12 protein-coding genes are annotated in these 13,732 nt (G+C 47.8%); 6 read left to right on the top strand and 6 right to left on the bottom strand.

Annotated elements, in window-relative coordinates; genetic code table 11:
* Positions 1–139: 139 nt before the first annotated feature.
* On the top strand, positions 140–997 hold the full coding sequence (locus tag ABIE50_RS20225; RefSeq protein ID WP_209858027.1) for a serine hydrolase: 858 nt from the start codon (positions 140–142) through the stop codon (positions 995–997).
* 27 nt (positions 998–1,024) lie between these two features.
* On the opposite strand, the gene ABIE50_RS20220 is transcribed toward ABIE50_RS20225, so the two are convergent.
* Complete coding sequence (locus tag ABIE50_RS20220; RefSeq protein ID WP_209858026.1) at positions 1,025–1,486, bottom strand: NUDIX hydrolase; 462 nt, start codon at positions 1,484–1,486, stop codon at positions 1,025–1,027.
* Positions 1,487–1,727: 241 nt separating this feature from the next.
* On the opposite strand from ABIE50_RS20220, the gene ABIE50_RS20215 reads away from it, so the two are divergent.
* Positions 1,728–2,840, top strand: a complete 1,113-nt coding sequence (locus tag ABIE50_RS20215; RefSeq protein ID WP_209858025.1) for a glycoside hydrolase family 88/105 protein — start codon at positions 1,728–1,730, stop codon at positions 2,838–2,840.
* 6 nt (positions 2,841–2,846) lie between these two features.
* On the opposite strand, the gene ABIE50_RS20210 is transcribed toward ABIE50_RS20215, so the two are convergent.
* Positions 2,847–3,554 carry a DUF6320 domain-containing protein gene (locus ABIE50_RS20210; RefSeq protein ID WP_209858024.1) on the bottom strand — a complete coding sequence of 236 codons (708 nt, stop codon included), beginning with the start codon at positions 3,552–3,554 and terminating at the stop codon, positions 2,847–2,849.
* Between the two features lie 4 nt (positions 3,555–3,558).
* Positions 3,559–4,836 carry a hypothetical protein gene (locus tag ABIE50_RS20205; protein ID WP_209858023.1) on the bottom strand — a complete coding sequence of 426 codons (1,278 nt, stop codon included), beginning with the start codon at positions 4,834–4,836 and terminating at the stop codon, positions 3,559–3,561.
* 58 nt (positions 4,837–4,894) lie between these two features.
* Here ABIE50_RS20205 and ABIE50_RS20200 point away from each other — a divergent pair, with 58 nt between their 5' ends.
* From ABIE50_RS20200 to ABIE50_RS20185, 4 genes are all read left to right on the top strand, one after another.
* Positions 4,895–5,785, top strand: a complete 891-nt coding sequence (locus tag ABIE50_RS20200; protein ID WP_209858022.1) for an alpha/beta hydrolase — start codon at positions 4,895–4,897, stop codon at positions 5,783–5,785.
* A 112-nt stretch (positions 5,786–5,897) separates the two neighbouring features.
* Positions 5,898–7,166, top strand: coding sequence for a cation:dicarboxylate symporter family transporter (locus tag ABIE50_RS20195; RefSeq protein WP_354028093.1), 1,269 nt, complete (start codon positions 5,898–5,900; stop codon positions 7,164–7,166).
* 52 nt (positions 7,167–7,218) lie between these two features.
* Positions 7,219–7,737, top strand: a complete 519-nt coding sequence (locus ABIE50_RS20190) for a DinB family protein (RefSeq protein WP_209858021.1) — start codon at positions 7,219–7,221, stop codon at positions 7,735–7,737.
* A gap of 44 nt (positions 7,738–7,781) precedes the next feature.
* Entirely contained in the window at positions 7,782–8,921 is a 1,140-nt protein-coding gene (locus ABIE50_RS20185) for a redoxin domain-containing protein (RefSeq protein ID WP_209858020.1), read from the top strand.
* A gap of 125 nt (positions 8,922–9,046) precedes the next feature.
* On the opposite strand, the gene ABIE50_RS20180 is transcribed toward ABIE50_RS20185, so the two are convergent.
* From ABIE50_RS20180 to ABIE50_RS20170, 3 genes are all read right to left on the bottom strand, one after another.
* Entirely contained in the window at positions 9,047–11,389 is a 2,343-nt protein-coding gene (locus ABIE50_RS20180; protein ID WP_354028092.1) for an AsmA-like C-terminal region-containing protein, read from the bottom strand.
* Complete coding sequence (locus tag ABIE50_RS20175) at positions 11,304–12,188, bottom strand: AsmA family protein (protein WP_354028091.1); 885 nt, start codon at positions 12,186–12,188, stop codon at positions 11,304–11,306. The genes ABIE50_RS20180 and ABIE50_RS20175 overlap by 86 nt, the downstream gene beginning before the upstream one ends.
* 199 nt (positions 12,189–12,387) lie before the next feature.
* On the bottom strand, positions 12,388–13,728 hold the full coding sequence (locus ABIE50_RS20170; RefSeq protein ID WP_209858018.1) for an ankyrin repeat domain-containing protein: 1,341 nt from the start codon (positions 13,726–13,728) through the stop codon (positions 12,388–12,390).
* Between the last annotated feature and the right edge of the window lie 4 nt (positions 13,729–13,732).

The following is a 13,732-nucleotide window of genomic DNA, read 5'->3' as shown; positions in this document are numbered from 1 at the left end:
GTACAAAAAAAAGCGGGGATGATCAGGGAGGGGAAATTATGAAGATATCCGCGTCTTAATATACTTCCTGTTTCAACGCCATAATCCACTATGAATATTGCCGGTTGTTTTATAACTTAAAGCAAAACACACCTTAAATATGCGCAGATTGCTGCTGTTACTACTGTTTGTACCTGTATTGGCTTTTTCACAGGAAGACCGGAAGCTTGAAAAAGGATTAAGGAATATTGTTGCCGGGTTTAACGGAGAGGTGGGCATTTATGTGAAGAACCTCAGAACCGGGCGTTACGCCGGCATCAATGCCGATACCATTTTCCCTACAGCCAGCATCGTAAAAATTCCTATCCTGGTGGGTATCTTCGATAAAATTGAAAAAGGTGAGCTGAAATATCATCAGCCGCTGATATACCGCGATTCCATCAAATACGGCGGATCGGGCCTGATGCAGTTCTTCCGTGACAGCACCGCTACAGAGCTAAGCGTATTGCTGGCGTTGATGATGTCGTACAGCGATAACACCGCATCTATCTGGAACCAGGCACTGGCCGGAGGAGGACAGCGTATCAATGAGCTGATGGAGCAATACGGGCTCACCGTTACCCGCGTTAATTCCCGTACTCCCGGCCGCGAAGGCATCTGGAAAGTATACGGCTGGGGTATGACTACCCCCCGGGAAATGGCCACATTGCTGGTGAAGATCCGCAATGGAGAGGTGATCAGTAAAGCCGCGTCGGAACGGATGTACCGGCTGATGACCCACGGCTATTATGATGAAACCGGGCTGTCGCGCATTCCGCCTTATGTACAGGCCGCGCATAAAACCGGTTCCCTGGATGCCTCAAGATCAGAAGTGATACTGGTGAATGCACCTCACGGTGAGTACGTGTTTTACGTAGGTACGAAAAATAATAAAGACCAGCGCTGGACAGATGATAACGAGGCTCAAACCCTGATCAGGAATGTTTCTGCCTACCTGTGGAATTACTTTAAGCGTTAATGCTTACATTGACCAATGGAGTAAGAACTATCTTTTCACCGCAAGGCGCAACGCTTCCTCCAGGAACGGCGCCTGTTTTTCATTGATCAGTTTTACCGCTTCCCGCATGGTGAACCAGCCGGCTTTATCAATTTCAGGGTAGGTTTTAAACTTCCCGCTTTTAGGTGGCCATTCTATTTCAAAAGTATTGCTTACTATATTTCCCGGCTCCAGGTTACCGGAAGCCATCCAGCAATGCACCTGTTTACCGCCTTTCTGGATGATGGAGGCAAGCCGTGTAAAAGGAGGCGACGGTGTATAACCGGTTTCTTCCCTGAACTCCCTGATGGCTGCTTCCAGCGGATCTTCGCCAGGCGCTATTTCTCCTTTGGGTACCGTCCACCAGCCCGCCTCTTTCCTGGCAAAGAAAGGCCCGCCGGGATGTACCAGGAAGAATTCCAACCCTTTGCCTGCGGAACGGGTAAGCAGTATGCCGGCGCTTTGTTTCATATGCAATGATTCGTTGTCAAACTTACAACTATTTGCCCGCGTGTAAACAGATTCCCGGGAGGCTATATCTTCCATTCCGGAGAAGTGGCATGGATGGCCCGCGCGGAGCTACACCGCCCGCCACCCGATGGCAGCTTCCCGTTTCCTATCTCCCCAAAAAATTACTATGCGCTTTTATATTTAATTGTTAAATTGACAGTTACATTAACCCGTTCTGTAGTACTGAAAAACATCACCACGTATGAAAAGCCTGTTGTTTACTTTATGCTTTATCAGCCAGATCGCCCTGGCACAGAAAGTTCCCGCAAAGAAAACCGTGCTCGCGGCCATGCGTCTCACCAATCAATACTTTATGCAGAAATGGCCTGATCCGGGTAAACCGACTTTTACGAATAAAGAACGCCCCTCCAATTTATGGACACGCGCCGTTTATTACGAAGGACTGATGGCGCTGTATGGCATCGATAAACAGGCGCCTTATTACCAATACGCTACCGCCTGGGGTGATAGTCATCAGTGGGGGCTTTGGGGCGGCACACAGGTAAGGAACGCAGATAATCAATGCTGCGGACAAACATACATCGACCTGTACCTCATCGATAAGAAAGAAGAACGCATACGGGATATCAAAGCAGCTATTGATAGTATGAAGGCCTCAGATAAAGTGGACGACTGGTGGTGGATAGATGCGCTGCAGATGGCTATGCCAGTATACGCCCGCCTGGGAGCGATTTATAAGGATACCAGCTATTTTAACCGGATGTATACCATGTACGCCTATACGAAATATAGTCATGGGGATCATGGACTGTATAACCCTGCTGATCATCTGTGGTGGAGAGACAAGGATTTTGATCCGCCATATACCTCGCCCAATGGGGAAGACTGCTACTGGAGCAGGGGGAACGGATGGGTAGTGGCCGCACTGGTACGCACCCTGGAACAGCTGCCGGCCAGCGATCCGCATTACAATGAATACCTGCAGGATTACCGCGATATGCTGAAGGCCCTGCTTCCCTTACAACGGCCGGATGGCTGCTGGAATGTAAGTTTACATGATGCCAACGAATACGGCGGTATGGAGCTTACGGGCACCTCGCTGTTTGTATACGGAATGGCCTGGGGAATCAACCACAAGCTGATCAGCCGGGAAACCTATCTACCGGTAGTAATAAAAGCATGGAACGCCCTGGTGAAAAATTGTATTGCTCCCGATGGACGCTTAGGCTACGTGCAGGGCACCGGTAAAGAGCCTAAAGACGGACAACCCGTTACCTTTGATAAGGTGCCCGATTTTGAGGACTATGGCCTGGGCTGCTTCCTGCTGGCAGGAAGCGAAGTATACCGCTTGTAGAGGTGGTTACCTGTGGAAAGTTTTTTCCAGGCTTCTGCCTTTCTTTAACCGGAAATGGAGAAATAACAGCGCAATAGCAATCAGCAACACGCATAAACAAACAACAATACTCCATTCCAGGTGAAGCTTTTGTGTATGGTAAAAGGAAAGTATCGCCTCTATGGCTACGCATTGCAATGCACTGCCAATAAATACATAGGCAATGAGATTAACGCCGCGGGCAGGGGAGTGCCGGATAACAGCAAGAAGGGCGGCCGCAATAAGACTGGCCGTCAAAAGAACAGGAATGGCGATCTTAAATGACCAGTCCAGTCCGCCGGTAAATGTATCCAGCAATAAAAGCAACACACCCGATGTGATAAATCCTCCCAGCATGCCTGCAACATTATTACCAGGCAGGAATGCAAAAAACAGGGCGTAGGAGAGAATAACCAGGCATACGGCTACAGGGTATTCGGACCATGAAATTGTTTTATTGACAATAAAATTGATGAGCAGGGCTGCCATGATGGATGAGATCAACACCAGGAATACAATTTCCCATACCAGCTTCTTTTGTTGCCGGTTTAGCGCAGCAGGAGCAGTGGCCGGCACAGCTCCGTTATCAGGAGCGGGTTCCGGTACAACCTTGCCTGTATTGGCAGTATCACCACACAACGGGCAGGTTTGCATATCATCTTCCAGTATTACACCACAATTACTGCAGTATTTCATACGCTCATGAATTTATTATTTTAACCGTAATTTCATGATGGGCCATAAACGCCAGGAAATGCCTTTCCAGTTCTTTCGATGTAGTGATATTACCAAAACTTAAAACGAGGTTATCACCAAACCCGGCAACGCCGCAATTTACTTTCAACACCTTGTTGGGCGGAGGAGGAATAAATATAAACTGCTCAATAAGTTGATTGGCGGCTGTTCCCAGGTCTATTTTTCCAAGGTTGGTTACCACCCCGCTGTATTGTTTGGTGCCAACCAGGTACAGCCTGGAAAGAAAAAGCGACTTCAGGACTAACGGAATATTCCTTACAATGGCATTGCGCTCCCCTCCAACGTTACGGGAGATCATTTTATTGATCAGCTTTTGATCGGTTTCCAGCTGCATCTGGTGATATACCGTTTTAACGATTTCCTCAAAAGTATAATGACCCAGCCGCAGGTCAATTTGCGGAAGTACATACAGCGAAAAATTTCTCATGGAACGCGTAGGATACAGCTTACGCAGGTTCAGCGGCACTTCAATCCGGAGGATCTTCCGGTTGATATTCTTTTTTAATCTGGGCTGATATTCATGAATATGCTGGAGCGTGTACAGATATATAGCAGTAAGATACACGGTGATGCTTACTCCCAGCAGCTTCGCTTTTTTTGAAAGCTCAGCTATGGGAATAATAGCGGTAAGTACACTGAACCTGGGTTTGTTTTTCAGGGAGAAAGGCACATGAAAAGCCCCGGGCGTTTTAATATGCGGGGCATCAATCTTTTTAAAATACCTGCTATATGCATCTTCATATTCTTCAGCCGATGGTTTACTGTCCGGATCATAAAACTCCGGTTTACCGGCAAGCGGAATGCAACATTTTTCAAAATATACCAGCAATAATGTTTTCAGAAATTCAAACGCGCCGGTGCCATCTGTAAGGATATGCGAAAACTCTACGCTTATCCGGTTATCTTTTACCAGTATCCGGAACATCAGCTCCCCCTTTTTGAAGGCGCGGCAGGGCGTTTGTAAATCGGCCTCTATGGGGATTGCGTCTGGCAGCTGTTCCAGGTAATACCAGAAAAAGCCGGCTTTAAGGGTTACTTTGTAATAGGGGAACCTGTTTTCAATGTCACTAACGGCTTCAAGCATGGCTTTTGCCCTTATCCTGTCTTTTAATACAACAGATATCCGGAAAACAGAGGTAAGCTCTTTATCCTTGATAGCCGGATAAATTTTTGCTGCATTATCCAGGCGAAGCCAGAAGTCGTTTTTCTGAATACCAGGCATGCCTTATGTATTGTAAATATTATGCCAGCGCACCGCTGTCATGCTTAAAACAGATCACTTGCCAAGTATACACAGCAGATTATTTACGCTTTTCCTCCGCCTGATCGGTAAGAAACACTTTTTGAAAACGCTGCTGGCAGCGGGAAAGCAGAATTTTTACAGCAGCCCGGAACCCACCGCCAAAGTCTATAAATACTGCAGGGTAGATAAGCGACAGCTGGGCGGACAACAGGTTTTTACCCTGCATCCGAAAAAACATAAAAGCTCCCGGCACATATTGTACCTGCACGGAGGGGCCTATGTGCAGAGCTTTACTTCCCATCATTGGTCATTTATGGCAGAATTGGTTAATGCCACAAATTGTACCATCTCGGCCCCGGATTACCCACTGGCGCCTGCATTTACTTTTGAAGATTCATTTCGTATGATACTGGCGCTTTATAAAGAATTACTTGAAAATGTGGCAAAGGAAGGCCTGGTGATAATGGGGGATTCTTCAGGCGGCGGACTGGCACTGGCTTTCTGCCAGTTACTGGCGAATGAGCAGCTGCCGCAACCCGGACAGCTGATACTGCTTTCGCCCTGGCTGGATATAAGTCTTACTAACCCTGAAATTCAGCAGATCGCTATGGAAGACCCCTTCATGGGGCTGGAAGGACTTTTACAGGCAGGCAGGCTTTACGCCGGCAATGCGCCGCTGGATCATTACCTGCTGAGTCCCATTTATGGCTCATTCAAAGGATTGGAGAACATTGCCGTTTTTGTGGGAAGCAGGGAGATCCTGGTAGCCGATGCCCGTAAACTGAAAACAATGATGGCTGGTGAAATATCACAATTCATTTATGTGGAGTATCCGGGCATGGTCCACGACTGGATGCTGATTAACCTCCCCGAATCCAGACAGGCAAGACAACAGATCATATCCATTATTGAAACCGGTAAATTGTAACGGGAAACGATGCATTAACATATAATAAAATCTCCTGCATGCAGTAATAAACGGTGAAAATTTCGTTACTTGAAGGGAATTTCAACCAAACGGATATTAACCAGACAAACCTATGCAGGAAGATATAGCATCGTATAAGGCGGAAACAGCGGTAAGCAGGAGTTTATATATCAGGATCATTACCAATCTCACTTTTTGGGTGCTCATAGCCATTATCGCCGGCGTATGGCTGGGTAGCGCTGCTCCGGCAACCGGTGTGAAGATGGAAATTATAGGAAAGACGTTTATAGATATTATCAAGTTGTTTATTGCGCCGATCATCTTCCTCACCATTGTTTTGGGAATCAGCGGGATGGATGATCTGAAAAAAGTAGGACGCATCGGTATTAAATCCCTTCTTTATTTCGAGGTAGTATCTACTATTTCACTGGCTGCAGGCGTGCTGATGGCTTTGCTGATCCGGCCGGGGAAAATAGATAGGTCGTCACTTCAAATAGAAAACGCCTCCAGGTATACTTCAGGTGCAGCAAAGGAGTTCAACTGGCTGTCTTTTTTCATGAGTAACCTTACGCTGCAGGTACTGGTGGCGGCCATTATTATCGGTGTGTTGTTAAATTACTCCAGGCACCGCCTGGTGGTGATCAGATGGCTAAGCCAGCTGTCTAAAATTGTTTTCAAGGCATTGAAGTATGTGATGTACCTCGCCCCGCTGGGGGCTTTCGGGGGAATGGCCTATACCGTTGGCAAATTTGGTTTACATACGCTGGTGCCACTGGCCAAATTGATGGGAACCGTGTACCTGACCATGGCCATTTTTGTTTTCCTGGTACTGGGCAGCATCCTGAAGTATTATAAAATGAGCATCGTAAGGTTTCTCAGGTATATCAGGGAAGAACTGTTACTGGTATTGGGCACTTCTTCTTCGGAATCGGCCCTGCCTTCCATAATGATGAAGCTGGAAAAAATGGGTTGCAGCAAATCCGTGGTAGGACTGGTTATTCCGACAGGATATTCCTTTAACCTGGATGGGACCTCCATTTATTTGTCGATGTCCGTTATTTTTATTGCACAGCTGTATGATGTGCACCTCAGCATAGGAGAGATCCTGACCATCATCGGGATACTGATGGTTACCTCGAAAGGCGCTGCAGGCGTTACAGGCAGCGGTTTTATCGTACTGGCGTCCACGTTAACAGCCGTGCACAGGATCCCGGTGGAAGGACTTGCATTTTTATTGGGGGTAGATAAATTTATGAGCGAAGCCCGCGCAATTACCAATATCATAGGCAATGGGGTGGCCACCATCGTTATTGCCAAAAGCGAAAAAGAATTTCATCCCCCGGTAGAAAAACCGGTGGAATATACAGAAGAAACTTATTAAGCACTTCCTTTCTGCTATTATCATTAATTTTATTGGAAGAAATAAGATTGCAATGAAAAGAACTGAATGGTTCAACAGAACATTTCCCGTAATTGAAGATAACGGCACCCTGCCAACGATCATAGAAAGGCTTAGCGGAACTCCCGCCCGTATGGAAGAGATCATCGCTCATATACCACAAGACCTGCTGGTAATAAAACCCGGTGGGAAGTGGAGCATTAAGGAAGAAGCCGGGCATTTGTCGGATATGGAGCCGCTGTGGCTGGGCCGCCTGGAAGATCTTATCAACGGCGCTGTCGAATTGAGAGTGGCCGATCTTACAAACCGCAGAACCCACGAAGCCAATCATAATGAAACTCCCGCCGGCCAGCTGCTGCATCAGTTCAGGGAACAACGGCAACAACTGGTGAACAGGCTATGGAACCTGGAAGATGCACACCTGGAACAATCGGCACTGCATCCGCGACTGAAAACGCCTATGCGGATCGTTGACCTGGCTTACTTCGTGGCAGAGCACGACGATCATCATATGGCCGGTATCCGCCAGATCCTCCGGGAACACAGCCGCTAGTGAATAACTAACGGTCATCCATAAACGTAAATGATTAAAATTCCATGCGCACCTTATTAGTACTGTTTACCTGTTTGTATTCATTCCCCATCATGGCCCAGCATCCTTTTGAACTGGATGGAAAGGCAGGCGCCCTGCACAACGGCGATAAAATATATCTTGTTTACCAGGTGGAAGACCAGCAGAAAACAGATTCTGCGATGGTGGAATCCGGGCATTTTGTATTTAAAGGCACACTGGAATACCCTGTTATGGGAGCCTTATATCTTAATAAGAATCCCTATGTACAACGATTGGCGCCAGGAGAGCAAATTGATTATGTAAGGTTATACCTGGAAGCGGCTGCCTTTAAAATAATATCTTCCGATTCACTGAAGAACAGCATTGTGAAGGGATCGCCGGTAAATGACCAGCAGGCGGAGCTTCGCGCAATGTTAAAAGAGAATGATGAAAAATTTCTTGCCCTGCGGAAAGAATACGAAGCGATGCCGGATGAGCAGAAGAAAGATAAGAGCATATTTAACGCTTTGGTTGAACGCGAGAACCAGCTCATGAAAGAATCGTTCGGGATCCACCTGGAGTTTGCCAGGAAGCATCCCACATCTTATCTCAGCGTGATCAGTCTTGCGCACATAGCCGCACAACCAGGCATGGCCGAAGCAGCAGGGAAGGCTTATGAACATCTTGCACCCGGTTTAAAAAACACGCCCCTCGGAAAACGTATCCCGGTAATGCTCAGCGCACTTGCGAATACGGAAACAGGTAAACTGGCGCCGGATTTTACACAATATGCGCCCGATGGTAAAGCAGTGAAACTTTCTTCATTCCGGGGTAAATATGTGTTGCTTGATTTCTGGGCCAGCTGGTGCGGGCCATGCCGGCAGGAAAACCCCAATGTGCTGAAAGCCTACAATAAATACAAAAGCAAAGGCTTTACCGTACTAGGCGTCTCGCTCGATATGCCGGGCCAGAAGAACGCCTGGCTGAAAGCAATAGAAAAAGACCAGCTCACATGGCCACAGGTATCGGACCTGAAAGGATGGGATAACGCGGTGGCACAGCAATACGGGATCCGTTCCATTCCCGCTAATTTCCTTATCGATCCCACTGGTAAAATCATTGCACGGAATCTCCGGGAAGATCATCTGCAGAAGGAACTGGCTCGCATTTTCAAAGAAAACTAAAGACGGTTGTAATTGAACAACTACTGTCCGAGAGTGTTATCGCCCTGCTAACGGTGAGCTTCCAGGCTATCCGGGCCGCTATGACTGATCCTGTTAAAAGCCTGCGCTCATAGCATCCTCATTTCTTAATTGCCTGTTTCATCGGGGTCGGCTGTTTCTTCGAGATTATCTTTTTCGTCGCCGCCTTTCCGCAGTTGCACTTTGGGGTTGCTCTGAGTACCGGTAACGTTGAAGGGTATACCAAATATGCCAAGCGGCGGTAATCCCAAGCGGCCTTTCAGGTTCAGTTTCCCGTCGAGGCTTACCTGGCCTTCAAACCGTGGCCGGAAGCCGGCTACGCGCATTTTTGTTCTGGCAATGGTGATGATATTATTTTTGATAGCCGATTTTATTTCTATTTTAGAAAGATCCGGATCTTTCATCCCGTCTTTACCGGTAGAGCTGCTTACGGCGTTAAACAGCTTAAAGCCTTTCATCTTTATTTTCTTTACAGACAATATGCCTTCTCCTTTCAGCGAAGGATATACAGGATGCATATTTTCATCCAGTTTGCCGCTCAGCTGGTAATCAAGTCCCACAATGCCGCTGGCGCTGGCTGCAGAAGAAGCGATGTCGTGGAAGATCTTTATTTCATTGTAAGCGCGTTTGATATCAAATTCTTTCGCGCTGATGTGATAATCGAATGTCGCTTTCCGGGGATCAATGCTGGCATACGTGGCTTCCATAGCTACCGGTGCGCCTATGATGGAAAAGCCCGTCTGATTCAGGCGTACTTTGCTGCTGTCTATAGTCAGCTGCCCGTGGAAGCTGTCGATGGCAATGCCCTGGAAGCTTATTTTATTTACCGCCGCATTCAGTGCCAGCGCCAGGTTACCGGGCACTATTACAACACCGGAAGGCGTAGCGCCGGGCTTGCCGGTATTGGTTTTTACATCGCCGTTCACCATCAGCTCATCCACCAGGATGTAGTTACTTTTCAGATCAAATGTACCATGCAGGAGTTGATCTTTCAGCGTGGCATAACCGATCACGTTACTGAGAAAGCCGTTTAATACAATAGTGGATTTACCATAGCTGGCATTGAACTGATCGAACCACATTTTATCCTGGTCGAAACGGAACACGCCGTTTTTGATCTGAAACGGCAGGGGGAACTGTTCTGCTGTTAAAACAATGTTCTTTACTATTAAGGAGCCTTTATTGTTGAGCTTATTGTACCTGCCGGCGGTGGCATCGCCTTGGGTGCCTCGTAGCGAGAGGTTGGTTTTAATAAAGCCCTGAACGCCGTATCCATGTATGGCAAACACTTTATATATCCTGCCGAGATCGATGACACCGTTGGAGGTAATGTTATAACGGAGATCATCAAAATTGGTAAGATCTGCTTTCAGGGTAAAGGGCTGACCTTCAAACTCAAAGGCCACAGGCTTCAGATCTACCTGTAAGGAGCGCATGGTACCGGTGGTATTGGTAATAACAGCATCCACATTTATTTTCTGAATAGGCTGGGGATAATATTTCGTTTGTACGGTACCGTTATCCATTTTCAGTTTGGCGGTAGTAACGGGAAACAGTCTTTTTGCAGGCACATAACTGCCTTTGGTAGTGATGTCCACACCCAGGTCGCCGCTGATATCCAGGCTGTCCATTTTATAGAACTGTTTGATATCCCCGAGATGAAGGGTAGAGGAGAGCTGTGCATCTACCACGGGCGCCTGGGCATTCTGAAGCCGGAAAAAGCCCCTGATATAGTTATTCAGCATATCTGCATTTATGTCTGCAATATTCAGCTGCGTATGTGCGTAATCGTTATCCGGGCAACCCGCATCAATATTAAAGCGGATATTATGAAGTGCCTGGGGCATGGAGGCAAATTTAAAGTACCCATCCCGCAGGGCGGCGGTCAGTTTAAATGCCGGGATGCTGCTGATCACGGCATCGGCCTGTTTCCGCAGGCCGCGGTATACAACGCCTTTGGCGTATCTGCCATCTGCCTGCAGATGGGCCTGCAGCCTGCCTTTCATCTCGAATGCTTCCCCGCCGGTGGCCTTGTTCCATTTTTCCAGGTCGATGTCGGTATTCAGCTTTATATGAATATCCGGCGTGGCAAGCCCCTGTACACGGATCACGGAGCTGAAATAATCTTTATCAATATTAAAGAAGATAGAGTCCACATTGATATAAAGGCTATCCAGGTTCAGTTGTGGCAGCTTCGACTGGAAATTGAGAAAGAGGTTTTTAACAGGAGCGGGGGCTTTGGCATTGGTAATGATGCCGTCCCTTATCTTCATGTTAAAGGTTACATCGGGCATGGTATTGGTTTCCGCAATATACTGCCCGATAAGACTTGCGTTTACATCTGCCGTTCCCTGTATGTCTGTTTTATCCAGCCAGCCCACATATTCCGCAGGGAGCGCGCTGAAAATAGCATGCAGGCCTGATTCCATGGAGCTTAGGCGGAAGTCCATCCGGTAGCCGTTTTTCAGGAACCCGAAAGACCCGTTCAGCCGCTACCGGCAGCTCATTCAGCTTGAGGTCATTCTTCTCAAAAATAAAATCGAGCGAGTTGGTATTGATCTTCGTGATCAGCTCCCCGTTCAAAGGCTTCGACAGGATATATGAAGTCCCTCCGTAGCTAAGGTCAAATGCGTGTATACGTATCCGTGAGTGCAGGTCGAACTGGGCTTTGCTCAGATCGCCTTTGCCGGTATAGTTCACATCTTTTGCCTGGATGTACATGGGCAGCGACTGATCGTCGTAAATGATATTGCAGCTCTCCAGCTGTATGCGGGCAATCTTCAGGGAGGCGCTGCCGCTGTCGGCCTGGCTGGAAGCCGTGGCCGGGGCTGATTTGTACACATTATAATTCGGATGCCCGGCTGCGTCTACCAGTACATGTATATTCCCGCGGGTCAGGTAAATTTCGTCGATGTTGATGGTGTTGGAAAAAATACTGGCCAGGTTCACCCCCAGTGCTACTTCATTGGCGGCTATCAGCGTATCCTGCTGGAAAGGAGCGGCTCCCTTCAGGCTGAAATCATAAAGCGTCAGCGTCAGTGAAGGAAAATGGTTAAAGAACGACAACCGCGCGCGGGAGAAGTTCAGGTCGCCGGTAATACTGTTATTGGTCCACGACTTTATTTTATTGGATATGGCCGTTGGAAAAAGAATAGGAAGTAGAAAAAGCAAAAGAAAGATAGCAGCCACTGATATTGAAAAAATCTTCAATGTTTTTACAGCTGTTCTTTTTACGATGGCATTACGCATAGTATTCCGGAGATATGGGGAGGTTATCGCCCGGCACGTATCATCATCCTGCTGTCCTGTGCGAGGAATAAAAATAGCTGCCCAACAACCCCTTATGGTTACGGGCTAAAGATAGGCTTTTTTTATGAGCTCGCTTAAAAAGTACCGCCAACAGGAAGGATAGCCTGCGGGCGGCACTTTTATTATACCCTTGGTGCTGTCAGCCTTTCAGGATCTTTGCTTTTTCTTCATCAAATTCCGCAGCGGAAAGGATGCCGGCATCGAGCAGCTCTTTCAGGTCAAGCAGGGCTTGTTTTTTATCCGCCATGCTTTTCCCGGCGGGAGCTTCAGCCGGAGCCGCAGTAACGGGCGCCGCTTTTGCCTGTGGTGAATTGTAACTGAGCAGCAGGGCGGCAATTTCATTATACCCTTTGATAGAGGCATAGTCGATAGCCTTTTGCTCTTTGGTATTAACGATGGATACATCTGCCTTTTGCTCCAGCAGGTATTTAACAATATCTTTTTTACCGTTGGATGCGGCGTAATGCAGTGCAGTATTCCCGGATTCATCCTGGATATTTACATTGGCCCCGCGTTCCAGCAACAGTTTTACCATGCTGAGATGCCCGTTTTTAGCGGCTACATGCAGCAGGCTTTCCCCACCGTAGCTGTAGGTGTGATTGAGATTGAAGGCACTGTCCAGAGAAAGACTGGCAGCGCTTTCCACCCAATCCAGGTAACTGTTCATACTGGCGGTATCTGCGGAAAGCGGCTGGCTGAAATTAACATCAATGCCTTTATCCAGGAAAAGGCTCACGATCTCTTTCTGGTTATTGGCGCAGGCATACCATATAGGGGAGAGTCCGTTCCTGGACGTGATCAGCACGTCGGCTCCATGTTGTACAAGGAGGTTGGTGAGTGCCCGGTTAGTATCATAGCAGGCAATCAGCAGGGCGGATTCTCCCGCATGATTGGTATGATTTACGTTGGCATTGTTTTCAAGGAGGCAGGTGGCCATGGCAGGGTTTTTGGCCCGCACTGCTGTGATGAGGGGGCTGTCGCCGGCTTTGTTGGTAGTGTTTACATCTGCACCGTGATCAATGAGCGTTTGCACTATCTCTCTATTGCGCCATGCAGCGGCAATGAGCAAAGGCGTTTCGCCCTGGTTGTTTTCCAGGTCTGCTGCCACGCCTTTCTCCAGCAGTTTATCTACCAGTTCCTTCTGACCGGTTTTAGCGGTAAGGTGCAACAGGCTGTTGCCCTGGAGATCATTAATATCTGTGCGTGCGCCTTTTTCCAGCAGGAACAGGGCGGTTTGTTTTTGTTTTTGGAGGCAGGCAAAATAAAAGGGTGTTTCGCCGTTATGGTCTTCGTAGTCCAGGTCGGCGCCGGCGTCCAGCAGCAACTTCACCAGGTCCTGGTAGCCGTGGTGTGCAGCGTAATGCAGGGCCGTTCTTCCTTTCTCGTCGGTATAGGCTACATCAACCTCGTTGTTGGCCAGTAAAATTTCTGCTATTTTACGTTTGCCGCTTTCACAAGCAATAATAAAAGACATGGACATGGTA

It is taken from the genome of Chitinophaga sp. OAE865 (assembly GCF_040546735.1).
Classification (GTDB): Bacteria; Bacteroidota; Bacteroidia; order Chitinophagales; family Chitinophagaceae; genus Chitinophaga; species Chitinophaga polysaccharea_A.
The sequence above is the reverse complement of the archived record's forward strand: the minus strand, read 5'-3'. Positions and strand labels throughout refer to the sequence as shown.